The organism is Pseudoalteromonas aliena SW19, from assembly GCF_014905615.1.
Classification (GTDB): Bacteria; Pseudomonadota; Gammaproteobacteria; order Enterobacterales; family Alteromonadaceae; genus Pseudoalteromonas; species Pseudoalteromonas aliena.
This window is the reverse complement of sequence record NZ_AQGU01000029.1, coordinates 591,696-614,539: the sequence shown is the minus strand read 5'-3', so window position 1 is coordinate 614,539 and position 22,844 is coordinate 591,696. Positions and strand designations below refer to the sequence as shown.

Sequence of the window (22,844 nt, the reverse complement as noted above, 5' to 3'; positions counted from 1 at the left end):
TATGCAGGTACATTTGTTAATACCTTGCAAAAATTATAATGCAAAATATTAACTAATTAATAATAAAGGCGTACTATTTTTACCCGTTATGTGTCGAGGAGTTTCAGTTTATCTGCCACCCCATTCCACATATCAGCATCATCAGGGGCGGGTTTTACTTGTGTAATTCGCGGCCATACTAGTGCAAGCTCCGCGTTTAGCTCTGTAAACTCTTTTTGGGATTCAGGTAATTCATCTTCTTGGTATATAGCATCAGCTGAACATTCAGGTACGCACAGACCGCAATCAATACAGTCAATTGGGCTAATAGCTAAAAAATTAGGGCCTTCGAAAAATGCATCTGCTGGGCACACTGATACGCAATCGGTGTACTTACATTTTATACAATTTTCGGTAACTACAAACGCCATACTATTTTAATACCTAAGATTTTAAACAACAGTTGTGGATCATACCCATCCACTCCAAAAATACAATAAATAAGTGCCATATCACCCTATTTTAACGTAAAATGCGCGCCTAATGTTTGCACACCCGTTGTGCCCTGCATCCCCTTATTGTGAGCGGTAAATAAATCCCCGCTATGACACCTAAAAGAGATATAAATGATACGTTTAACCGAAATAAAGCTGCCACTTGATCATGACGAAAATGCAATAGGCCAAGCCATTGTAAATAAACTAAAAATCCAACCAGAACAATTGCACAGCTTTAATGTGTTTAAACGTGGTTATGATGCACGTAAAAAATCAGCTATTTTACTTATTTATACACTCGATATAGAAGTTGATAACGAAGCCGAGCTACTCGCTGTATTTGAAAAAGATCAACATGTAAAAGTAGCGCCAGACACAAACTATAAATTTGTAGCCCAAGCCAGCGAAAATATAACAGAGCGCCCTGTGGTTATTGGTTTTGGTCCGTGTGGTTTATTTGCTGGCTTATTACTTGCTCAAATGGGCTTTAAACCCATTATATTAGAGCGCGGTAAAGAAGTACGCGAGCGCACAAAAGACACATTCGGCTTTTGGCGTAAACGTACACTCAATACAGAATCAAACGTACAATTTGGTGAAGGCGGCGCAGGTACGTTTTCAGACGGTAAGTTATACAGCCAAGTAAAAGATCCAAAACATTACGGCCGTAAAGTCATTACTGAATTTGTAGAAGCAGGCGCCCCCGATGAAATTTTATACGTGAGTAAGCCGCACATTGGTACATTTAAACTTGTCACCATGATTGAAAAAATGCGCGCACGCATTATTGAACTCGGCGGTGAAATTCGCTTTAGCACACGTGTTGACGATATTCATTTAGACGACGGGCAAGTCACAGGTTTAACGCTTTCAAATGGCGAGCAACTAAACACTCGCCATGTTGTATTAGCTGTTGGCCACAGTGCTCGCGACACGTTTGATATGATCCACAAAAAAGGCATTTATGTTGAAGCTAAACCATTTTCAGTTGGTTTTAGAATTGAGCATAAACAGTCAATGATTGATGAATGTCGATTTGGTACAAACGCGGGTAACCCTATTTTAGGCTCTGCCGATTATAAACTTGTTCATCATTGTGATAATGGTCGCACAGTTTATAGTTTTTGCATGTGTCCAGGTGGCACCGTAGTTGCTGCAACGTCTGAAAAAGGTCGCGTTGTTACCAACGGTATGAGCCAATATTCACGAAGTGAGCGTAACGCTAACAGCGCTATTGTGGTAGGTATATCACCAGAGCAAGATTTCCCAGGCAATCCACTTGCTGGTATAGATTTACAACGCAAACTGGAAGAGCAAGCGTATGAGCTTGGTGGTAGTAACTACGATGCACCAGCACAGTTAATTGGTGATTTTTTAAAAGGCAAATCATCTGCAGATTTAGGTGAAGTGCAACCGTCTTATACACCCGGTATTAAATTAACGGATTTAAGTAAAGTACTTCCACAATTTGCTATTGATGCACTTCGCGAAGCAATACCTGCGTTTAATAAACAAATTCGTGGTTTTTCAACTAACGATGGATTATTAACCGGCGTTGAAACACGTACCTCGTCGCCTATTAGCATTAAGCGTGATAAAACATTCCAAAGTATTAATACTAAAGGGCTTTACCCAGCAGGTGAAGGCGCAGGCTACGCTGGCGGTATTTTATCAGCAGGTATTGACGGTATTAAAGCGGCTGAAGCCGTTGCACTCTCTATGCTAGAAAACGTTTAAACTTCTTTTTGTTAACACCATTGGTCAAGTGTTTTATTACTTAATGGTGTTACTATTTTTCGAGAGGTGTTTTCACAAGGCACAAAAAAACCTGAGTAAACTCAGGTTTTTTTTAACTAAACGGCGTTAACTATGACTTTTTAAGTGACAGTTTTTCGCCTTTTAAGCTTTTACGAATACTTGATATACGTGAGCGGTTAACTGCACGAGCTTCACCCGTTGCCTGCCCTGATAATTTATTAGCGCGTGTACGGCGTAAATGCGCTGGTTTTTTACCAATTTTATCAATCAGTACTTCACGGTTACTCACTTCGTAACCTTCTAAATATACACGCTTAATCTTTTGACCAATTAGCGTTTCAATTTCGAACAAGGTGTTTTCTTCTTCACGGCTCACAAATGAGATAGCTTGCCCTTGACGACCTGCACGACCTGTACGGCCAATGCGGTGTACGTAATCTTCTGCAAGCCACGGCAAATCAATGTTAATTACGCGCGGTAAACCGTCAATATCGATACCACGAGCAGCCACTTCTGTAGCCACTAATACGCGCACTTTACCTTCTTTAAATTCACGAAGTGCACGACGACGATTACCTTGAGATTTATCACCGTGACAAACGCCAGCTGGAATACCATCAAGGTTAAGCTCTTTTACAAGCTCGTCAGCTGTTTCTTTCATGTTTACGAATACAAGCACTTGCTGCCAGTTTTTCTTGCCTATTAATTCAGAAAGTAGCTCTTGTTTACGACGTTCTTCAACAGGGTAAACAACATGCTCAACCGTGCTTGCTGTACTGTTAGTTTGATCGACGCGAACTATTTCGGCTTGTTTTAATACTTTAGATGCAAATTGTTTAATTGCTGCTGGGAATGTTGCAGAGAACAGTAAAATCTGGCGCTCTTCTGCACAGCTTTTAATGACATTTTGCATATCTTCAATAAAGCCCATATCAAGCATACGGTCAGCTTCATCAAGAACAAGGTGTTTAACGCTGGCAAGGCTTAAATTACCTAAACGAATATGGTCAAATAAACGACCAGGTGTTGCAACAACAACATCAACACCTTCTTTTAAAGAATTTGCTTGGCCGGCAGTGCTCACACCACCAAATAAGCTCACTACTTTAAGCGATGTATGCTTTGCAAAATCTCTAAAGTTATTTGCAATTTGTTCTGCAAGCTCACGTGTTGGCGCAAGGACTAATGCATGAGGCGCATTCGTAGTACTGAGTTCAGACTCAACTAATTTTTGGATAATAGGTAAAGCAAACGCGGCAGTTTTACCGGTACCAGTTTGTGCACTGGCTAAAACGTCTTTACCTTTACGAACAGCAGGGATTGCTGCGCGCTGAATGGGCGTAAGAGTGTGATAGTTAAGTTCGTCCAACGCCTGGATGATTTCAGGAGCGAAACTAAAAGATTTAAAATTCATGCTGTATAACCTACGGCCACATTATCAAGGGTCGCAAATTATACAGTAAAAACGCGTCAACAGTTAGCTTTAAACTGGATTAAAAGCTAAAAATTAGTTTTGTTGAATCGCAAAGCTATTGATTGAATAACATCTTCGATTTGATACTGTAAAACTGGATTAAAATGAAGCTACGCCCTCATTAAATTTAACAAAATAGACTTTTTCTTAAATTTATCAGAAGTATTATTGCCCTAAAGCTGGCATATCTATAGAATGCAAGCCCCATTCAAGGGACGTTTAAATAAGGATTTAATAATGATAAAAAAATGTTTAACTGCAGCAGTACTAGCAAGCGCATTCATAGTAACCCCAGCTCAAGCTAACGTTAACCCGTGGCAACAATGTGGTATCGGCGCAATGATTTTTCCTGACAACGGCACTGCCGCTGCTATTTCAAATGTTATTTGGGATTTAGGAACAACTGCAGTTTCATCTAACGTTTCATCTGTAGAGAGTTGTAAAGGCGCTAATGTTAAAACAGCACAGTTTATTCAGCAAACATTTCCAATCCTAGAGCAAGAAATTGCACAAGGTGAAGGCGAATACATTTCTGCAATGTTAAACGTTCGTGGTTGTGACAGTGCAGCTCACCCACAAATGATCTCAACTATCCGTAACGATTTTGCTCAAACATCTGTAAACGATGCACAAGCACTTTACACACTTGTTGAAAGCAATATCGCTAGCCAGTTCTCGGCTAACTGCTCTGCGATATAATTTATAAAGGGGCTAATTTAGCCCCTTTACTCTTTTGCCCCAAGCCCGCTGGGTATTTATGAAAGCTTACACGTTTATATTTTTTATTTTCTTTATTACATCATTTAATCTTCAAGCATCAACAAATTTACAGCAGTTAGCCCAGCACCCTACATGGTTAAAACTAGGTCATTACAAAAAGCCAGCGTTCGATAAAAGCTATATTACCAACAAGCCTTTTTTTATATCTATTAACGGCCACAAGAGCCCTTTTGATGAACTTAGGGCGACCGTGCACCGCTTTAATAACGACTTGCAAATACAATGTAAGTACCCTGCTCGATACTCGTGGTTAAAAAAACAAGGGTTAACATTTTCTCAGCCCACAGCTCTATGCCCCGAATTATTCAAATGGCGAGATGAGCAACCTATTCATTCAATAAGCCTTATATTTGCATCAGGCTATATGAGTAATCCAGCGTCACTTTATGGCCATTTGTTGTTAAAACTTAATCGTTCAACAGCCACAAAAAATAAATTACTCGATTACAGTATAAATTATGGTGCTCATGTGCCAGAAAACGAAAACGGCCTTGTGTATATCACTAAAGGGTTATTTGGTGGGTATAAAGCCGGGTTTTCCGATCAATTATTTTATCGCCATCAGCATAACTACGGTGAAATAGAGCTAAGAGACCTGTGGGAATATAAGCTCAATCTTAATAATGACGACACAACATTTATTGCAAATCACTTGTGGGAATTACTCGGCGCACAGTTCGATTATTATTTTGCTGATGAAAACTGCGCTTTTCACATTGCGCAACTAATTGAACTCGTCATTGGAGAGCAATTAACAAATAACAGCTCACCGTGGATGATCCCAACAACTGTTTTTTCAAAATTGCACCAAGCTTCCTATAACAACAATAAATTATTGAAAAAAATACTATTTACGCCATCCCGAAGCACTGTTTTCATTAAGTTCATGGATAATCTCACTGCCAACGAATCAGCTATTGCAGAGAAGATATACAACTCACCTGAGTTTATTAAGCATAATGAATTTTCAACACTAGATGTAAAAAGTAAAAAGCGAATTATTGAAACATTATTTGAACTAGTGCAATTACAACAAATAAAAAAACAAGATGTTGAGCATATCAAAGGCTTAAAAAACACGCTCGTTAAAGCGAGATTAGCGCTCTCTATTGGCAACGAGATGATTGTTTCGTCATATTCTCAACAAGCACCTCACAAAGGTCAAAAACCATCAAGCATCTCTACCTCTTCAACACGTATAAATGAACAAAGCAGCCTGGGGTTAGGCTTTAGACTCAGTTACTTTGACTCGTTAGCTTCAGATGTGGCACGTATTGCGTTTTCTAACTTAGAAATGGTTGATTTAGAAGTGTCTTTGTTAAATTCAAATTTATACGTCGATAAGTTACACCTACTCGATTTAGAATCGTTCACGCCAGCCTATGTAAAATGGCCACAAGAGAATAATTGGTCTTGGAAAGTTAATGCTGGGTTTGAAAGACAAAGTACACTGTGCCAAAGCTGTACAAGCACATTTTTAATGGGGGGACTGGGTAAATCTTTTTTATTTAATGACAATAAAACGCTGGTTTTCACGCTTGCTAACGCTTATGTAGGGAAGCTTGCAGTAACAGAGCCGCTTTACGATTCATCGTTGGCGCTCGGTGCAATAACAACATTGTATTCAGATATTAAATTAAGGGTATCTCACGAGCAATTTATCTTGGGTAATGATGAAAAATCAACAACTCAAGCTGAAATATCAATACCTATAAATCAAAATTTTGATATTCGCATTAGTTATAAACATACAAACTTAACAAGCTGGAAACTTAAACTCAATTACTACTGGCAATAAAAAAGGCCATAAGTAGGCGCATGTAAACACGCATTACTAATGGCCAAAAACTATAATTAAGAAAGAGTTAACACATTAGCTAAATTTAAGCACTGCGCCTTACCACCCACGACATCGCTTTCGCTGAGTTGATTAATTAGCGGCAAACCGATTTTTTGTTGCTCATCGCTAAGCGGTAAATACGGTAATCTAAATACAGGGTTTACAGCCCCTGTCATCATTAATGCGGTATTGATTGCTATTGGGTTTGGCTCGCAGAATAACCAATTCATTAAAGGTTGTAGCGAAGTATTTAACGTATCATTTTTTGTATCCATTAACTCACGGAACAAGCAAGGAATAAGGTTAGATGTAACCGATATAACACCGTGCGCTTTATGAATGTGGCGCGCATCGTGGCTTTCGTCATCGTTACCCGACCAACATGCAATACCCTGTTGCTCATAATGGGCTATACGCTCATTACCACCACATTCTTTAACACCAATAAAATACTCGTGCTTAGCAAGTGGTTCTATTATGTCTGGCGTTAAATCTTGCCCTGTGCGCCCTGCCACGTTGTAAATAAAGGCTGGGCCAATATCAAGTACACGCTTAAAATGCTCCTTTACACCCGCAATAGACGTGCGCCCGTAATACGGATTAATTTGCAATGCCGCATCCATACCGCTAGCAAAACCATATTTAGTTGCTTTAATCGCTTCACGCGTGTTGTTACTACCGGTATTACCCACAATAACCAGTTTGTCACCATACTTGTTTGCACTGTGCGCTATAAGCATTAAATGCTCTTCCCAGTTCATTAACTGGCCTTCGCCGGTTGTGCCACCTACTACAATACCATCAACGTCCGCTGCAATTTGTATTTCAACGAGTTCATCGTATTTTACTAGGTCTATTTCACCATTTGCTAAATATGGCGTTTTAATAGCTGTAATAAGGCTTGCTTGTTTAATTTGCTCTAGGGTGCGCATAAAAATTCATTATTTATAAAACTTGCGCTATTTGTAACATACTTGCCGGTATTTTTGGAGGTGTAAGCCCACATTTAATTATAATATCTCTTGTGTTATTGAGTTTGGTAATACAAAATAAATAGCTGTATATATAAACAGTATTTTATTTTTAACAATACCAGAGGCTTTATGCGTTTATCTGACTACTTAGCAACTCATTTTTATAATACCGATGAACTATGCCAAGCATTAAATATAGATGCAGACATGCTTTTAGCTTGGCAAGAGCGCAGCGTTTTCCCCAAACCAAGCTATTGCATTAAAAGTCAGTTGAGTTGTAGCTCATATTCAGGTTTGTATGAATGCGAAGAGTATGACGATTACTACCCCCGAGGTTGTGTAAATTGGGGGCAAGGCTTACTAAAACAAAAAATAGAGTCATCGAGTCATGCTTTTAATTACTTTGCACAACAATACACCGCCAGCTTAACAAAACTAGCTCAACAAGGGTTCAAGTTTAGCGAAGAATTATTTGGCTGCGAAATAGACGAGCATTTACAACAAGTGTGGCAACAGTTTTTGTGCAGCAAGTACGGCGTACTTACCCAAAACGGACTAATTGACGAAATAGTATCGGTTGATATTGGTAGGCTCGTTGTTGACGATATTACTGAGCTGCGCAGTAAAGCTAGTTTAGATCAGGACGAACGTACTCAGTTACACCCCGCTATGAAGCTTTTAAACCGCGTATTAAGTCATGGGGCCGATCATGAAAAGCAAAGTACATTGCGCACTCGCTATATCGATGCCCTCGTTTTAAAATACGATTTATCTATTAAATAATTATTATTTTACAAGCAATTAGATCTGCTAATTAAATGACCACGTAGTAAATAACTTTACAGGCACTAACTAAATGACACTAAAAGTAAAAATAAGCTTAATTTCTGCTGCACTAACCCTCGTTTCTTTTCATACCGTTGCTAAAGCTAACCATGAAAGCGTGAGTGACAATGTCCTAAAAATGCAGCGCGTGGCACTTGCTGAAAATACAGAAAACAAAGGTTTTGGCCCGCAGTCGCCACGTAATATTGATAACCTTACTGGCGAAAATATCATCGTTTTTTCTCCATCTCCTGCGTCATCACAGATGAACTTATGTAATATCCATTTTCATAAAAATGCAGAGCATGCCGGTGGGGAATTTAGTAAATATGCTGGTAATGGCGACGGAAAAGGGTTTCAAAGTGGTTATTTGTATTCAGGTGCTTTAACTAAAAACGAGAGTAAATCTATAAAAGCACAGATTTGTCCAAGTATTCACGGTGCACTTTCAGTTGGCGATACAATTGAAGTGCATAACGTTCATACATCAGCAATAGTTAAACCTGGCCCTACACTGGGTAGCTGTTTGAGTGATTCGATTAAAAATCCACAACTACGTGTTGAAGCGCAAGTATATGTGTTAGTAAACGATGCTAACGCACTTGATTTTACTGAAATCAGCACGGTGTCATTTGTTAATGGTTACTATCAAGCGATTGCTACACCTATAAATACGGGTGAACCTGTTGTTTATAGCGGTTCAACTACTGGCCCTAGTTATAACGAAGCAGGCTCTCCTTTTCAAGTAACATGGTCAGTTAAACCAAAAGTAGCTAAAGTAGATATAAACAGCATTGGTAAATGGTGTGAAAGTAACACCTTTAACGAAGATCATGCTCATGGCGTGCGTAATCTAGTTACAAACCCAGCATTACTCTCTATCATTAAATAACTTAAGTTAAGTGATAGACAAACAGCCCGCTAGTTAGTGGGCTGTATTATTAATTTTAGAGCAAATATTGCGTTTAATGAGCTAAAAGCGACTAGGCTCAGATTAGAATAAGTATTAACATGAAAGGAATTAATAAATGAAGCTGCCACTAAGTTGCGATGCGTCTTACCATTCACAGTTTATGCCTCGCTCACAAAGTACTGCCATATATGAATGGTTAGCATCACATTGTAATCTTAATGAGCCTGAATTTATGCAAATGCCCAATGGTAGTGAACTAAGTATTTTTCCTTGGCGAATGATTTTTTTAGATCCCAAATTAGAACAATCCCAGCTTTTTCCTTCATATCATGGTCGTCACAGTGCTTGGTTCCCTCTTTTAGGCCAATTACAACAGCAAATAACTGATCTTACGGGTGTCGAATTTAGTGTGGCGGTGTGCCTTTATTACCCAGACGGAGAAGAAAGCTTAAGCTTTCATAGTGATCTACCCGCGTTTGGCCCTACAGATATTATTGCGTCAATAAGTTTAGGTGCAGAGCGCGAATTTTTAATCCGCAGCCAAAGTAACACTCAAGAGCAGCATAGTCTCACGCTAGAAGATGGCTCACTCCTTATCATGGGCCAAGGATTTCAAGATAACTACCAACACGCTCTAGCGAGTGCGCATAAAGCAACCCGTCCAAGATTTAACATCTCATTTAGGCAATTTGCTTGGCCTGTTTAGCCATAAGCACTTACTATTTAACCTGAACTCTGGATAATAAATCTATCTCGGGCCGCGATTAAATCCCTCTAGATTGAAAAATTTCAATCTACAAAGATCAACACGCCCTAAGTATCAATAGATTTGAGCGAGCGTAAAAAGAGCCCTAAGCCACCAAACGCTAAAACTATAATAACAATCAAATCGAACGAGGTCATAGTACGCATACTAAATCGAACACTCGATATTACGCCAAATATTAATGCGCTTAACGAGCCAAAGGATAGTAACCACCCTAAAATATTTTTAGAATTATAAAAAATTAACCCTACTCCAAAAATAAACGGGATCATAACCATGCCGCCTGTAACGCCAAAGCCACCTAAAGCACTAACACTGTAAATACGCGAACTAAGCCCAAAATTAGAGGTCACCGAAATTGCGTTTAGCAGCATATAAAAGCCACCGCACATCATAATTAGACCAATAAAAAAATGCCCAATACCACCAGAGCTTCCACCTGCACCTTTCATTATTACGACCTTTATATTAATAGTTTATTTATACAACTGATTATCAAATAGAGCATATTTTGATGCAGCTTTAACACCTGCTGTATTGTGTATTTAACACTTTTGATACTAATTTACTTTATTAAGTGATCTACTTTGAGGTAAGAAAGTCGTGTCTATAACAAGGCAAAAATTTAGGTTACTTACAGTAACTATATCGACCAAGACCATGATTAAGGTATATGAATTTTTTATGTTCAGGTGCAAAGTAAAATGTTTCATATGAAATACAATTTCCTTTGTAAAAATTAATACGCCAATCTTTTTCATATTGTGTAATCGAACCAAATTCAGCTTCTTTGAAATAGCCCTCATCTGAATGTAAATCTACCATTGAAGATCTTTGCTCAATAAGCAAGTGAGCTAATTGCTCATCAGCAGGTATTACTAAAGGAACTTCACCATTTACATTGCCTTCAAATTTCATTGGTATATTAAACAATATGCCTGCTTCACTACTCTCAAATGAACACAGAGCTAATTCTTTTATGTTGCTCTCGTTACAAGCTATTTCAAGTAACCACTTTTTAGCACCACTACTATCAAAGAAAATAAAATCACCATTGCCATAATCAACCCTTACATCATCAGTATTCACCAATTCAGGAAACCAAAACGATAAATCATTTTTATGAATATAACTTTTCCATGACGTGTTTTCATCCCAAGAGGTATTCATCGATTCTATTGTTTTTCTTTGCTGGACAATCAATTTTTCTAACTTATTTTTCCAGCCTTGGTTACAACACTCATCACCTAAAATGCCTAAACACCATGTGAAAAATTGCTCCCTTCCTTCATCTAATTCACTAGCCAAAAGCTCTAGCTTACTTTTAATAGCCTTAGATCTAAATTCTTTTTGCTCTGCCTCCGTTAAAAAAGTAAATTCAATATAATGCTCTTTCACAACGGCGTAAGAAGGACACGATAAAAACATAAAAAGTATAATAATACGCATTAGTACCGATAAAGTTAACGTTTTATGAAGAAGTGAATAAAGACTTGGTAAACTTGTAATGAGAGTGGACGCCATATTTATTTCATGCTTTGCGCAGTACTTACACCCTGCAGCAAAACGAAACATGAAGCTAAAATCAGTCCTCATCGACATGCTCAATAGACTTACCAAACACTCATAGTAACTTTTAAAGGTAATTGGCTACCATCTTCATTTTCTAAAAGTAGTTGTAGTATCTCTCCAGACTCCTTTCGCATTAATTCTTTTGCTTCACTGGCAGGACAACCCGGAATTTTACATTTTTCGATAGCAATAATTTTCTGTCCGGCTACAATTCCTGCTTTTTCTGCTGGTGAATTAGGCTCTACTTTTTCAATAGTAAATGACGTTATTTTTGGGCTAAAAAAACCATCAGCTCCAACGTTACCTAAAACTCCAAGTTTAACCTCCTCTCCAGCCAAGGCATTTAAAGAAGTAATTGAAATTAAAATAGCTATAAATTTGAACATATGCATAAACACTCCATGTATGTGGTTTAACAAGGCTGTAAAAATAACTGCAACAACCGAATTTAATTAAAAGCAACTGCCTAAAAGAGAGCAGAAATAAATCCTAATCGCTTTTGAAAACATTAAACAATATTTGCAATCCATAAATAAGCTGCTTATGGCATCTGTTGACCTTTTAGGATTAAGATTAGTTCAATCCAAGGACAATTTAAGCGCAAAATGTGTAACCAACCGGGCTCGATAATTGCTTCTGCATTACTAAAAATTGAGTAAAGTTTCGCATATTACTAACATTCATGCATACAGCAAAGAGTAAATCTGCTGAATAGGTAATATCCTTAAAAAATAAAAAGCGATGTAAGTGACATCGCCTATTTAAGTAATTCAGTCAGCTACAATATTAGCCGTATAATGAATACCTGTTAACCAATTGATTTATATACATCAATACTACTATTGGTTAAAAGCCCAGTAATTTGCGCTCCGAAGGCTTTAAAATGAGACTCGTTTTTATGCGCTTCAAAGTGCTCATCAGACGCCCATTGTTCGCTAACTACATAGTCTGTATGTTCATCATCACTTTTTACCGATAATTCATAACGTAAGCACCCTACTTCTTGGCGCGATGACTTTTGTAAGTTTTCAAGTGCTGTAAGCATGACATCTGCATCAATATTTTTGCACGACAGTGCCGCTATAACCGTTAACATGTGTATTCCTTTTTAAAAGTTAAGGTGTAGATAATCTACACCTTAGAATATTTAGTTTAACTTTGCGTTTTTGGTAAGTTTACTGATCCCACTGCGGCGCAAAGTCTGGTGTTGCTTGGCGGTCGCCACAATCTAGAGCATCAATGCGAGCTATATCTTCATCATCTAATTTAACGTGGTCATTAAAGTTATCTTCTAAGTTTTTACGCTTAGTTGATGATGGAATTGTCGTCATGCCATTAGCGTTTACCCATGCTAAAACAACTTGCGCGGGGCTTGCATCGTGCTTTTTAGCAATGTCGATAATGGTTTGATCGTTAAGTACTTTGCCTACTACAAATGGCATATACGCCGTTACGTGTATATCGTGCTGAGCACAGAATGCACGCAATTTAGTATTAGTTAAGTACGGGTGCACCTCAACTTGATTAGTAAATATTTCACGCGAGTCGAGTGTTTGCAGAGCCAAGTTTAAGTTTGCAATGGTGAAGTTTGATACACCAATGTGTTTAGTTAAACCAAGCTGCTTCGCTTTTAGTAATTCAGTAAAGTATTCACTCATTGGCTCGTCGTTAGCAGGCGATGGCCAATGAATTAGCAGTAAGTCGACCGAATCAACTTGTAGCTTTTCAAGTGACTTTTTAACGCTTGGAATAAAGTCGCTTTTATTTAATTTGTTATTCCACACTTTGGTAGTTAAGAATATTTCACTGCGCGGAATATTACTATCTTTTATGGCTTGACCTACTTGCTCTTCGTTGCCATAAATTTGTGCGGTATCAATATGGCGAAAACCAACTTCGAGCGCCATTTTTACTGAGTTGTATGCTGTGTCGCCCTCTAAGCGGAATGTTCCCATACCTAAATCTGGCATTTCAATTACACGTTGTGTCATGGATCTATCCTTATAAAATAATCGGTTAAAAACAAGCTCTTTTAAAGCTTTACGAAATACACCTTTTACTTCTTATTACGACTGTCACTTAAAAATTAATGACCTTACTATTGGTATGAGGTCACTTATTTAAGTTTCAAGGCTTGATAAACTTACGAAAGAACGCCTTTATACTAATCTGCTTATATATGGGGTCTATTTAACGTTAAGAAAATTACGCTAGAACTAGGCAAAAATTTTTGTATCTAGTGTTCTAAATAAAAAATTTTTAACGACGTTATAGTGCAATTTAATTCGTTAAATTGATCAAAGATTTATGCAGTTTGGTATTACTCTGGCTGAATCTCGCGTTGATTTAGTAGCTTATGGGTATGCATAAAGGAGTTCAGCTGCGCATAGACAACGTTATTGTGTATAAGTACGTTGAATTATTGAGGGAGGGTATAAGTAAAAATATTAATCGGACTGTTATTTAGGACGACTATTAAGGGCTATTATTTAGGGTTGTAAAAACACCTAATAATCAATAATTGTGGCTTTTTTAGCTGTTACAAAGCCACGATTAAATTTATACATATGTTAACGTCAGTTTATGCTTTGTTATTAAAAAACAAACCTGAGTGTTTATTATCTGAAGATGATGAAAAAAGTGAATCCATTAAAGTTGAAACATTTTTACGCACAGTTAACTGTATTGACGATAACTCACTCTCAAGTTGCTTTTTCAGTTTGCTTAGCTCTTCTGCAGCTTCCCCTGTAGGTGCATCAGAGTTATTGGTCATTTCTTTAATTTTACCCTGCAAGCCTTTAATTGATTCGATTGCTTTATTCATTTGCACTGCGGCATCGTCGCTCGAATCTTCTGTTTTACTGTTGCTAACCGCCTTTGTCTCTTCAGTAACTGTTGGCGAGTTTGTTGTTTTTTCAGCATTTTGATTTAATAAAGTATCGGCTTTAGCCTCAGCATTTTTATCAGTATCATCCGTTTTTACAGTGTTTTTATTTAAATTACTAAGATTTGAATAGCTGTTGTCATTGTATAACTGTGAAGAAAGAGTTCCAAAGTTCATTTTTGCCTCATGTGTCTAAAAATTGACGACTTTATTTTTATAATTAGAAGCAATTATCATTCCAAACCTATCAGTAATCTGAACTCTAGATAATAACCTTTTTCAAACAGCTATTTTCTTATCGCTATAGTAGTTCACTAATTTAATGTAATTGGTGTTAATCTTTAAAACATCAGGAGTGCGTGAAGGGGTTTCCATTTGAATTTAATATTATAAATTCAAATGGTTTTGCCAACATTTGTACATATATAACTTTAAACGCGGTGGTTTGCTCGCTGAAGCAGCTAAATAGGGCACACCTTATTGATTTTAAAATTAATTTTGGTGTTCGTACTGCCCTCTATACACCTCAAATACCTTTAATACGGTGTGTTGCTCTTTTGATAGATTATCAAACCAATCGTCAAACAACTCATCGTTATCTTGCTCACTGAGCGCCATATAATGCGCTAATAATTCGATAATATCGTTATGGTTGCAACTTAGCGGGTTAACTTGTTGTGCTAAGGCACTATGGTCGCGCTCTCTTAGGGTATCCATTACCCCTTGATCTATTTGTTCTTGTTTTATTGCGTCGCTCATACATTACCTCTGTGATCTACTGTAAATGCAGTTGTTAGTGTTTTAAATAACTTAAATATAGTTATAACAGCCTAAACGCTAATAGCCAGCATTTTTGATCTAAGTGCTTATTTTTTGATTTATTTGCGTAAATAGCCGCCAAACTGATGCTTTTCACAGCATTTAAAACTATTTGCAAAGAACAAAAAAGTGCGTTAAATTAAATGATATAATATCACATAACATTTATTGAGACGCTTTATGAAACCAAATATCCATCCTGATTACCAAGTGGTTGCCTTTCACGACACCGCTGCCGACTCTTACTTTATTATTGGCTCTACAATTAAATCCAGCCGCACAGTTGAGGTGGACGGAAAAACTTATCCGTACGTACCAATTGATGTTTCAAGTGATTCACATCCATTTTATACAGGTAAGCAAAAAACAGTCACCACTGATGGACGTGTTGCACAGTTTAATCGTCGATTTAAGAGTCTTTCATCTGGAAAAAGCGAGGCATAACATGAAGGTACTGAGTTCACTTAAAAGTGCTAAACAGCGCGCTGGTTGTCAAATAGTTAAACGCAAAGGCCGCGTGTTCGTTATTTGTAAAAGTAATCCTCGCTTTAAAGCAGTGCAAGGGATGAAGAAAAAATAGCAGAATTGTTGTAGTGATACCGCTGGGGCGTGTTGAGTTATAATTTTCCTCAGCGGTATTTTTAACATTTTATACGTAGGTGGTTATTTAACAACTACCGAAAACTCAGGAACAGCCTGAATTACTTTTTTAACTGTACATGTATTAACAGCCGCAATAAGTGCTTTTTTATACTTTTCAGGGAAGCCCTCTGGTAAGTTAATTTCAATAGCAAATAACTTTTTACCATTGTCATCAACGTTTTCGTTATTTTGAGTCAACGTCATTCCTTGTGTTGAAATATCACGTTGCTCACAAAATTTACGTGCATAAAAGCCAGCGCATAACACCATGCTCACTAAAAAATAATCAAACGGTTCTGGGTGCTCAGCATTACCACCCGCGTTTACACTTTGATCGCTTATAACTTCTAAATCGCCAAATTTTGCGCTTTGCTTTTGGCCTTCTAACATTGAAACTGAAATTTCCATTGTGTTTCCTTATTTTCCAAACAATAATTCAAAAAAACCTGGCGGCTCGTGTAGTTCGTGGTATTTTTTACGTAAGTTATCTATATTTTTTAGTGGGGCTTTCGCGCTATCGAGCCCGTGTTCATTAGCTGCTTTTTTAGCTCGTTCAGCCTGTGCTATTACTTTATCTAGGCCTTGCAATGACTGCTCTGGTTCTTTATAAAATTTAGCGGTTTTACTTACTTTTACCAGCTTAATAAACTTATCGATTGCGATATTAAATTCTGCAAGCTCCGTTGCTTGAACAGCTTGCTTATAGGCAAGGCCAGTGTTTTTCATGTTTATTTCAAGATCAACAGGCTGATCAGCAAATACGAATGAGCTAAATAACAATGTGAAAAATATATAAAAAGACTTCATGAACAACCTTATAAGTTAAAAACGTATAGATTGTATCAAGGATATAAATGAAAGTAACTCGTGCAGTGAAATGGCTTAAAAACTAACTGTAAAGCCCCTTTACAGTTAGTTCTATATTTTAAATACTAAATAGATTACTGTAGATTGCTCAACCATACACTTTGATAGGGCTCGAGTTCAATATTCATCTGCCCTTGCTCTATTGTTTTTGCTGACACTAAATCAAACCATTGCTGTGTATCTATTAAGTTTAAATCAGCGAGTATCAAGGTTTGTGATTTATCGCTTATATTATAAACACAAAATACACTTTGCCTACGATCGATACTCTGTCGCCAAAAACCAAATAATCCCCCCGCTAAATGCAGTGTAAACTGAGTGGCATTAGGGTGAAACGCGCTTTGCTTTTTGCGTACAGCCAATAGCGTTTTAATGCCGTTAAATACTTTATGATGATGGCTATATTTTTCATCAATCGCTGCTAACAATTTTGACTCTTGCCAACGGTGTCGATTAATAGCTCTGTTGTGTTGAGAGTTTTCAAAACGTTCATAGTCGTTTGTGGTGCCAAGTAAGCTATGAATATAAAGCCCAGGTATCCCCTCAAGCGCAAACATAATTGCATGAGCGCACATAAATCGCTCAAGGCCAAACTTATCAGGGCCGTTATGTGTACCTTGTAGCGCATCGAATAATGCAATATTTAGTTCATACGGTGTATGTGTGCCGTCGTTACTGGTTCGCATAGATACGCGCCCACCATATTGCATTGTAGTACTCACTAAGGACGCTACTTCGCTGGGTTGCAATAACCCTTCGATTGGGCGAAGTCCAATTCCATCGTGCGATGCTATAAAGTTAAAATATGCCGTCCCGTTTTGTGCGGGCGGCATACTCATCATCCAATGTTTAAGCGCAGTACTATCACCACTTAATAATGTGTGCAGTAATAGTGGTGGCAATGCAAAGTTATAAATTGCGTGGGCTTCGTTAGCGTTTCCAAAGTACGACAAGTTTTCTTGATTTGGGATATTAGTTTCGGTAATTATCACAACGCTTGGCTCTACGTGCTCAATAAGCGTGCGTAATAGCCTAACAACCTCATGGGTTTGCGGTAAATTTATACAGTCCGTATTTAACTGTTTCCACAAAAATGCAACTGCATCGAGTCTAAATAAGCGCACACCATAGTCTAAGTAATGACGAATAATACCCACAAACTCTTTAAGTACATCAGGATTGCCAAAATCAAAATCAACCTGATCATGACTAAACGTACACCACACGTGTTTCCCACCGCTTGGCGTACTTACTGTATGTAACAGTGATGATGTACGAGGGCGAACTACTTGGCTTAAATCGTCATTTAAACTGGCTGTTTTAAAGTAATCTTTACCTGGGTGTAAATCATTTAAAAAGTTTTCAAACCATACACTCCGACTCGAACAATGGTTAATCACTAAGTCAGCCATAAGCTTTACATCATTAGCTATATTCTTAATATCTTGCCAATCACCTAACGACTCATTTACTTGCACGTAATTCATTACCGCAAAGCCTTCGTCTGAGCTGTAAGGGTAAAATGGTAATATATGCAGCGCATTAAGTTGCCTATCGCATTGCTCTTTTATAAATCGGTGTAGTGTTTTAAGCGGGGCTTCCATTGGGCTCGATACAGCAAACTCGCTATCATCGTGTTGTATTATGGAATCGCCATACGCAATTAAAACGATGTCTTGCTCATCCCATCGGTTTTTATGGGGTGTAGGGTCGCGCAGTGGACTACTGCCTAAAATAACGGTAATTAGTTGCTGAGCAAGCTCAGTAATTGACAAAGGTAGCTCTACATCGTCATAAATTATTCGAAGATGCTGCTCTACCCGCTGTAAAAATAGTTCGCTAACTGAAATCACATGCGCCCCTAATATTTATTGTTTAGACTTACAGGCTAGTTAACCTGTGCTTAGGTTAACTATATTCTTTGTTATCTAACTCTACGGCTTCCTTTAAACGCTCAAGTACGTCTGGCATTGCCGATACAACGCGGTTCCAACTTGGCACAAATGGGGCTTCCATTGGGTTATCCAAAAATTGCTGACCAGCATTCATAATATTTTGCGCAAACATTTCAACTGCTTTTTCTTCTTGGTGCACATCAAGCGTTAAACCATTCATAATGGCGTCGTTATGGTAGGTTTCTATAAAGTCTAAACCAATACGGTAATACGTTGCTTTAAGTGAGCGAATAGTTTCACTGGTAAAGGTAACGCCTTGCGTTGCTAGCTTTCTAAATAAGGCTTTAGTGATATCAATCGACATTTTAGATAACCCAGCACTTTGATCATCAAGTGATAGCGCTTGGTGTTTATGGTCGTAATTATCGGCAATGTCTACTTGGCATAAGCGATTATGTGAATAATTACGGTACATTTCACTTAGTACGCCAATTTCTAATCCCCAATCACTCGGTATACGAATATCGTTTAGTACATCGCGTCTAAACGAAAACTCACCCGCAAGCGGATACCTAAACGAGTCCATGTATTCTAAATAATCACGATTGCCTAATATGGTTTTAAATGAGCGCAACAGCGGTGTTACTAATAAACGAGATACACGACCATTAATTTTCCCATTTGCAGTACGCGGGTAAAAGCCTTTACAAAATTCATAGTTAAAGCGTGGGTGCGCAACTGGGTAAATTAACTTAGCAAGTAAGCTTCTGTCGTAAGTTAAAATATCGCAATCATGCAATGCAATCGATTCAACCTCAGCTGTTGCTAATTTATAACCCATGCAATACCAAACATTTCGGCCTTTTCCAAGCTCTCGTGGCGCTACGCCAAGCGCTTGCAATTCTTTATCGAGTGCTTGCAAACGAGGACCATCGTTCCAAAGTACTTTATGGTTTTGATTTAACTCTTTAAAAAAGCCAAGTGCGTGGCGATATTGCGCTTCATCAGCTCTATCAAGGCCAATTGTAATTTGCGATAAGTAAGGTACTTCGCGTAGTTCGCTAACTATGTTTTTAAGTGCCGGCCCTTCTAACTCGCTAAATAACGACGGTAATATAAGCCCCATAGGACGCTGCTTGCTAAACCCAACTAACTCTTTTTCTAGCTCTTCAATTGGTCGGTCTGCAATATTATGTAATGTAGTAATTACGCCATTTTGGTAAAAGTCAGCCATGCGATGTTTGCTCCTTAGTAATACGTAAAATACTGCTAATACACGGCAACGATATTATTTCTTCAATCCAACCCAACGGTGCTGGCAATTGAGAGTATCGTGCTTTGTTGTGCGATAATTTAACCGGTTTTTTACTCGCCGGATTGGCAATAATAATGGCAATATTTGCTTGCTCTAACATTTGCTTATCGTTATCGCTATCACCCAGTGCTATGACGGTGAGAGGCTTTCTAAAATGTTGGGTAAACTGTTTAACTAACCACTGCTGCGCAGCGCTTTTATCAGTATTTTTGGCAATATGAATAAAACGCCCGCCTATTTTTATCTCATAGCCAAGTGCCTCAACATCGTTTACAAAAGCTGTGAGCAATTCGTCGTTGCCGTACCAATAAAGAGGATCGGAGTACTCTCGTGTTTGTGCTTGCCTTGCTTGTGCATCACTTAATCCGGTTAGCTCAGATATTTGTTCACAGGTTAGGTTACTAAATAATTTATAATGCGCTTTGTATTTAGAATCGAGCGACGCTAAGTCACTTAATAAGCGCGATAGCGGCTTAGCTAACGCAAAGCACCAATAAGCACCTACTTTTTTACAGCCAAGCGGTTTAAGTTCAAAATAATGATCGGGCATATAAACTGCAGCGCCATTTTCAATAATAAAAGGCTGCTGAAGGTTTAAGTCATTTTGAATTTCAGTCACTTCGTAAAATGTTTTACTCGTATTAAACACCACTGGAATATATGCGCTTTGTAATTGTTGTAATAATTCGCTCACATTACTAGTGTTGTAATTGGTATGATCAAGCAAGGTGCCGTCCAAATCGGTAAAAATAATAGGTTGCAGGGTGTCGTCACTAATTAAATGCATACCACTAATATCGCGGTTGCTATCAAGTTCAATTAAAGCGTTTGCTTTAGCACTCAGTGTGTTTAAGTTCTCACGCGTAATACGTTCAAAATGAGAAATAAACCACACCAATCGCTCGTTGGTCATGGTGCCTTTACCTTCACCTTTTTTGGCTATTAGTTTTTGCTCTTGCTCTTGTCGCCATGTAAAAACATCACTAAAACTCGGTGCTTTTAGCATAACGGTATAATCAATTAGGTTAAAAACGGCTTTATATTCATTTGCTAAACAGCTATTTACACAGCGGCGCCAAACGCCTTCTTTATCAAATTGTTGCTCTAACTCGTTAAGCGGTTCACTCAATGAAAATAATGGCTGCGGTTCACTACCCACGCACCATCCTTCTAAAATAACAATATCGATAGGTTTTGAATTAGTTAGCCACTCATTTTGAGGGGCGCAATCATCTAGGTGTTTATTAAAGCGTGGTAGCGGCACATTTATATCACCCGCTAACAACCGTGAAATAGTGCTATTCATTAATTCAGTATCGTGAGTACCAGGCACGCCACGAGTCACGAATAATGGATGAACATCTTCGCCGAGTTGTTTACGCGCTTGCTTAGCTAAATAAAAATCGTCAATAGACAAAGCAATACAGTTAAGGGATGTATTTTTAGAAAACCACGTAACTAAAAAATCAGCGAGTGTTGTTTTTCCTGAGCCTTGGCAGCCATTTATAGCAACAAAAATAGGAGTATTTGTTTTTTTAGATTCGAGAATGTCATGCGCAAGTGGAACAAAATAATGTTCACTCAAATATTGATATTTTAAAGGCAGTTGGTGCTTTGCTAAAAACGGGGTTATATCCACAATATTGACCTCTGACATAGTAACTTATTTGCATACAATGCGTTCTGGGAGTTAAATGCAGATACTAGACCAATATTATTTCTTCATATATTTTAATGAGTTAAAAAAATAGCGCATTTAAAATGCGCTATTATGGTGCAAACTATTTAGCGTGTGTGCAAAATCAAGCCTGTTCAGGCTCCGCTTTTGGCAACACCAAGTTAAGCACAATGCCTAAAATAGCGCATAAACTTACGCCTTCTAAACTAAATTGGCTACCACCAACATGCATACCACCAATACCGCACACTAAAATAAGCGCAACGATGCTTAAATTACGGGGTGCGGTTAAATCATCTCCCGACTTAACCAGTGTATTTAGGCCAACAACCGCAATAGATCCAAAAAGTAAAATCATAATACCGCCCATCACAGGGACTGGTATTGTTTGCAGCCCAGCCCCCATTTTAGCGATAAACGCTAACGCAATGGCAATAATTGCAGTCCACATCATTACTTTTGGATTGAAGTTTTTAGTAAGCATAACGGCCCCTGTTACCTCTGAGTAAGTGGTATTAGGAGGTCCACCAAATAGTGACGCGGCTGATGTAGCTAACCCGTCACCAAACAAGGTGCGGTGCAAACCAGGTTTTTTCAAAAAGTCTTTTTTAGTGACTTGGCTAATCGCCATCATATCGCCAATGTGTTCAATTGCAGGTGCAATAGCCACAGGCACCATAAATAAAATAGCCTGCCATTTAAACTCTGGTAACGTAAAGTTAGGCACAGCAAACCATTGTGCATTATTTACTGCGTCAAATTGCACAACACCTAGAACAAGCGATAAGCCATAACCCGCAACAACCCCAGCCAGTATAGGAATAAGTTTAAATACGCCCTTTCCCCATACTGCAAAAATAAGCGTTACTAATAACGAAATCATCGAAATAAAAATAGCGTTGTTGTAATCAATTAATTGCACACTACCATCGCCACTTTTACCCATTGCCATATTTACAGCAACAGGTGCAAGCGCTAAACCAATAACCATGATGACAGGGCCTACCACTACGGGCGGTAAAATTTTATGAAGCGTAGCTACGCCTTTAAATTTCACTAACAAGCTCAATAGCATATACGCAAAACCTGCCGCCATTAAGCCCCCCATTGTCGCGGGCACACCCCACATTTGCACTGCAGCAATAATAGGTGCAATAAAAGCAAACGACGAAGCTAAAAATATAGGCACTTGCCCTTTAGTCACAAGCTGAAACAGCAAAGTACCAAACCCTGCTGTAAACAATGCCACACTCGGATCGAGCCCAGTTAATAGCGGCACAAGCACCAATGCACCAAACGCGACAAACAGCATTTGCGCACCTGTTAAAATGGTTTTTATCGAAAATGTGGCATTATTTTGCACTGA

Annotated in this window: 24 protein-coding genes; 8 read left to right on the top strand and 16 right to left on the bottom strand. The window is 38.3% G+C overall.

Annotation, left to right across the window (positions count from 1 at the left end; genetic code table 11):
- Nucleotides 1-86: 86 nt before the first annotated feature.
- Nucleotides 87-410: a ferredoxin FdxA gene (gene fdxA / locus PALI_RS19095; protein ID WP_077535191.1), complete on the bottom strand. Its 324-nt coding sequence runs from the start codon at nt 408-410 to the stop codon at nt 87-89.
- Nucleotides 411-605: 195 nt separating this feature from the next.
- Between fdxA and PALI_RS19090 the strand changes: the two genes are divergently transcribed.
- Nucleotides 606-2,213, top strand: coding sequence for an NAD(P)/FAD-dependent oxidoreductase (locus PALI_RS19090; protein ID WP_193156624.1), 1,608 nt, complete (start codon nt 606-608; stop codon nt 2,211-2,213).
- Between the two features lie 130 nt (nt 2,214-2,343).
- Here the strand turns inward: PALI_RS19090 and PALI_RS19085 are convergent, their stop codons facing one another.
- A complete protein-coding gene (locus PALI_RS19085; protein WP_193156623.1) occupies nt 2,344-3,648 on the bottom strand; it encodes a DEAD/DEAH box helicase in 1,305 nt (434 codons plus the stop codon).
- A gap of 297 nt (nt 3,649-3,945) precedes the next feature.
- On the opposite strand from PALI_RS19085, the gene PALI_RS19080 reads away from it, so the two are divergent.
- The gene (locus PALI_RS19080; RefSeq protein WP_033030137.1) at nt 3,946-4,407 is read left to right on the top strand and encodes a DUF3015 family protein; all 462 of its coding nucleotides are present in this window, start codon (nt 3,946-3,948) and stop codon (nt 4,405-4,407) included.
- Nucleotides 4,408-4,465: 58 nt separating this feature from the next.
- Complete coding sequence (locus PALI_RS19075) at nt 4,466-6,286, top strand: Lnb N-terminal periplasmic domain-containing protein (RefSeq protein ID WP_193156622.1); 1,821 nt, start codon at nt 4,466-4,468, stop codon at nt 6,284-6,286.
- A 56-nt stretch (nt 6,287-6,342) separates the two neighbouring features.
- On the opposite strand, the gene dapA is transcribed toward PALI_RS19075, so the two are convergent.
- A complete protein-coding gene (dapA, locus tag PALI_RS19070) occupies nt 6,343-7,260 on the bottom strand; it encodes a 4-hydroxy-tetrahydrodipicolinate synthase (protein WP_193156621.1) in 918 nt (305 codons plus the stop codon).
- 171 nt (nt 7,261-7,431) lie between these two features.
- On the opposite strand from dapA, the gene PALI_RS19065 reads away from it, so the two are divergent.
- The 3 genes from PALI_RS19065 (at nt 7,432) to PALI_RS19055 (ending at nt 9,746) form a co-directional block, all read left to right on the top strand.
- Nucleotides 7,432-8,085 carry a DUF6058 family natural product biosynthesis protein gene (locus PALI_RS19065; RefSeq protein ID WP_077538758.1) on the top strand — a complete coding sequence of 218 codons (654 nt, stop codon included), beginning with the start codon at nt 7,432-7,434 and terminating at the stop codon, nt 8,083-8,085.
- Nucleotides 8,086-8,158: 73 nt separating this feature from the next.
- On the top strand, nt 8,159-9,019 hold the full coding sequence (locus tag PALI_RS19060; protein WP_077535168.1) for a delta-class carbonic anhydrase: 861 nt from the start codon (nt 8,159-8,161) through the stop codon (nt 9,017-9,019).
- Nucleotides 9,020-9,155: 136 nt separating this feature from the next.
- The gene (locus PALI_RS19055) at nt 9,156-9,746 is read left to right on the top strand and encodes an alpha-ketoglutarate-dependent dioxygenase AlkB (RefSeq protein WP_193156620.1); all 591 of its coding nucleotides are present in this window, start codon (nt 9,156-9,158) and stop codon (nt 9,744-9,746) included.
- Between the two features lie 107 nt (nt 9,747-9,853).
- On the opposite strand, the gene PALI_RS19050 is transcribed toward PALI_RS19055, so the two are convergent.
- From PALI_RS19050 to PALI_RS19020, 7 genes are all read right to left on the bottom strand, one after another.
- On the bottom strand, nt 9,854-10,258 hold the full coding sequence (locus PALI_RS19050) for a hypothetical protein (protein ID WP_193156619.1): 405 nt from the start codon (nt 10,256-10,258) through the stop codon (nt 9,854-9,856).
- Between the two features lie 178 nt (nt 10,259-10,436).
- Nucleotides 10,437-11,408 carry a hypothetical protein gene (locus PALI_RS19045; protein ID WP_193156618.1) on the bottom strand — a complete coding sequence of 324 codons (972 nt, stop codon included), beginning with the start codon at nt 11,406-11,408 and terminating at the stop codon, nt 10,437-10,439.
- An 11-nt stretch (nt 11,409-11,419) separates the two neighbouring features.
- On the bottom strand, nt 11,420-11,770 hold the full coding sequence (locus PALI_RS19040) for a PDZ domain-containing protein (RefSeq protein ID WP_226894567.1): 351 nt from the start codon (nt 11,768-11,770) through the stop codon (nt 11,420-11,422).
- Between the two features lie 416 nt (nt 11,771-12,186).
- Entirely contained in the window at nt 12,187-12,474 is a 288-nt protein-coding gene (locus PALI_RS19035) for a putative quinol monooxygenase (RefSeq protein WP_193156617.1), read from the bottom strand.
- Nucleotides 12,475-12,553: 79 nt separating this feature from the next.
- Nucleotides 12,554-13,369 (bottom strand): 2,5-didehydrogluconate reductase DkgB, encoded by an 816-nt coding sequence (dkgB, locus tag PALI_RS19030; RefSeq protein ID WP_193156616.1) that lies wholly within the window; start codon nt 13,367-13,369, stop codon nt 12,554-12,556.
- 590 nt (nt 13,370-13,959) lie between these two features.
- Nucleotides 13,960-14,439 carry a hypothetical protein gene (locus PALI_RS19025; protein ID WP_138585407.1) on the bottom strand — a complete coding sequence of 160 codons (480 nt, stop codon included), beginning with the start codon at nt 14,437-14,439 and terminating at the stop codon, nt 13,960-13,962.
- A gap of 315 nt (nt 14,440-14,754) precedes the next feature.
- Nucleotides 14,755-15,021 (bottom strand): hypothetical protein, encoded by a 267-nt coding sequence (locus tag PALI_RS19020; protein WP_077535162.1) that lies wholly within the window; start codon nt 15,019-15,021, stop codon nt 14,755-14,757.
- A gap of 240 nt (nt 15,022-15,261) precedes the next feature.
- On the opposite strand from PALI_RS19020, the gene PALI_RS19015 reads away from it, so the two are divergent.
- Both PALI_RS19015 and ykgO read left to right on the top strand, forming a co-directional pair.
- Nucleotides 15,262-15,525 (top strand): type B 50S ribosomal protein L31, encoded by a 264-nt coding sequence (locus PALI_RS19015; protein ID WP_077535161.1) that lies wholly within the window; start codon nt 15,262-15,264, stop codon nt 15,523-15,525.
- Nucleotide 15,526: 1 nt separating this feature from the next.
- Nucleotides 15,527-15,661: a type B 50S ribosomal protein L36 gene (gene ykgO, locus PALI_RS19010; RefSeq protein ID WP_007378871.1), complete on the top strand. Its 135-nt coding sequence runs from the start codon at nt 15,527-15,529 to the stop codon at nt 15,659-15,661.
- A gap of 83 nt (nt 15,662-15,744) precedes the next feature.
- On the opposite strand, the gene PALI_RS19005 is transcribed toward ykgO, so the two are convergent.
- From PALI_RS19005 to PALI_RS18980, 6 genes are all read right to left on the bottom strand, one after another.
- Complete coding sequence (locus tag PALI_RS19005; protein ID WP_138585408.1) at nt 15,745-16,131, bottom strand: OsmC family protein; 387 nt, start codon at nt 16,129-16,131, stop codon at nt 15,745-15,747.
- A 9-nt stretch (nt 16,132-16,140) separates the two neighbouring features.
- The gene (locus tag PALI_RS19000) at nt 16,141-16,530 is read right to left on the bottom strand and encodes a cytochrome b562 (protein ID WP_138585409.1); all 390 of its coding nucleotides are present in this window, start codon (nt 16,528-16,530) and stop codon (nt 16,141-16,143) included.
- A 134-nt stretch (nt 16,531-16,664) separates the two neighbouring features.
- On the bottom strand, nt 16,665-18,443 hold the full coding sequence (locus PALI_RS18995) for a sugar phosphorylase (protein ID WP_193156615.1): 1,779 nt from the start codon (nt 18,441-18,443) through the stop codon (nt 16,665-16,667).
- A gap of 55 nt (nt 18,444-18,498) precedes the next feature.
- Entirely contained in the window at nt 18,499-19,719 is a 1,221-nt protein-coding gene (locus tag PALI_RS18990) for a glycosyltransferase family protein (RefSeq protein ID WP_138585411.1), read from the bottom strand.
- Nucleotides 19,712-21,457: an HAD-IIB family hydrolase gene (locus PALI_RS18985; RefSeq protein WP_193156614.1), complete on the bottom strand. Its 1,746-nt coding sequence runs from the start codon at nt 21,455-21,457 to the stop codon at nt 19,712-19,714. The genes PALI_RS18990 and PALI_RS18985 overlap by 8 nt, the downstream gene beginning before the upstream one ends.
- Before the next feature lie 145 nt (nt 21,458-21,602).
- Complete coding sequence (locus PALI_RS18980) at nt 21,603-22,841, bottom strand: uracil-xanthine permease family protein (protein ID WP_193156613.1); 1,239 nt, start codon at nt 22,839-22,841, stop codon at nt 21,603-21,605.
- Nucleotides 22,842-22,844 lie beyond the last annotated feature (3 nt).

Bases quoted from the DNA above. Each gene is read 5' to 3' on its own strand.
- PALI_RS19045 (WP_193156618.1), bottom strand. From the start codon at position 11,408: ATGTCGATGAGGACTGATTTTAGCTTCATGTTTCGTTTTGCTGCAGGG.
- dapA (WP_193156621.1), bottom strand. From the start codon at position 7,260: ATGCGCACCCTAGAGCAAATTAAACAAGCAAGCCTTATTACAGCTATT.
- PALI_RS19090 (WP_193156624.1), top strand. From the start codon at position 606: ATGATACGTTTAACCGAAATAAAGCTGCCACTTGATCATGACGAAAAT.
- PALI_RS19065 (WP_077538758.1), top strand. From the start codon at position 7,432: ATGCGTTTATCTGACTACTTAGCAACTCATTTTTATAATACCGATGAA.
- PALI_RS19085 (WP_193156623.1), bottom strand. From the start codon at position 3,648: ATGAATTTTAAATCTTTTAGTTTCGCTCCTGAAATCATCCAGGCGTTG.
- PALI_RS19075 (WP_193156622.1), top strand. From the start codon at position 4,466: ATGAAAGCTTACACGTTTATATTTTTTATTTTCTTTATTACATCATTT.
- PALI_RS19050 (WP_193156619.1), bottom strand. From the start codon at position 10,258: ATGAAAGGTGCAGGTGGAAGCTCTGGTGGTATTGGGCATTTTTTTATT.
- fdxA (WP_077535191.1), bottom strand. From the start codon at position 410: ATGGCGTTTGTAGTTACCGAAAATTGTATAAAATGTAAGTACACCGAT.
- PALI_RS19020 (WP_077535162.1), bottom strand. From the start codon at position 15,021: ATGAGCGACGCAATAAAACAAGAACAAATAGATCAAGGGGTAATGGAT.
- PALI_RS19035 (WP_193156617.1), bottom strand. From the start codon at position 12,474: ATGTTAACGGTTATAGCGGCACTGTCGTGCAAAAATATTGATGCAGAT.
- PALI_RS18985 (WP_193156614.1), bottom strand. From the start codon at position 21,457: ATGTCAGAGGTCAATATTGTGGATATAACCCCGTTTTTAGCAAAGCAC.
- PALI_RS19015 (WP_077535161.1), top strand. From the start codon at position 15,262: ATGAAACCAAATATCCATCCTGATTACCAAGTGGTTGCCTTTCACGAC.
- PALI_RS19080 (WP_033030137.1), top strand. From the start codon at position 3,946: ATGATAAAAAAATGTTTAACTGCAGCAGTACTAGCAAGCGCATTCATA.
- PALI_RS19005 (WP_138585408.1), bottom strand. From the start codon at position 16,131: ATGGAAATTTCAGTTTCAATGTTAGAAGGCCAAAAGCAAAGCGCAAAA.
- PALI_RS19040 (WP_226894567.1), bottom strand. From the start codon at position 11,770: ATGCATATGTTCAAATTTATAGCTATTTTAATTTCAATTACTTCTTTA.
- PALI_RS19000 (WP_138585409.1), bottom strand. From the start codon at position 16,530: ATGAAGTCTTTTTATATATTTTTCACATTGTTATTTAGCTCATTCGTA.
- PALI_RS19055 (WP_193156620.1), top strand. From the start codon at position 9,156: ATGAAGCTGCCACTAAGTTGCGATGCGTCTTACCATTCACAGTTTATG.
- dkgB (WP_193156616.1), bottom strand. From the start codon at position 13,369: ATGACACAACGTGTAATTGAAATGCCAGATTTAGGTATGGGAACATTC.
- ykgO (WP_007378871.1), top strand. From the start codon at position 15,527: ATGAAGGTACTGAGTTCACTTAAAAGTGCTAAACAGCGCGCTGGTTGT.
- PALI_RS19025 (WP_138585407.1), bottom strand. From the start codon at position 14,439: ATGAACTTTGGAACTCTTTCTTCACAGTTATACAATGACAACAGCTAT.
- PALI_RS18990 (WP_138585411.1), bottom strand. From the start codon at position 19,719: ATGGCTGACTTTTACCAAAATGGCGTAATTACTACATTACATAATATT.
- PALI_RS19060 (WP_077535168.1), top strand. From the start codon at position 8,159: ATGACACTAAAAGTAAAAATAAGCTTAATTTCTGCTGCACTAACCCTC.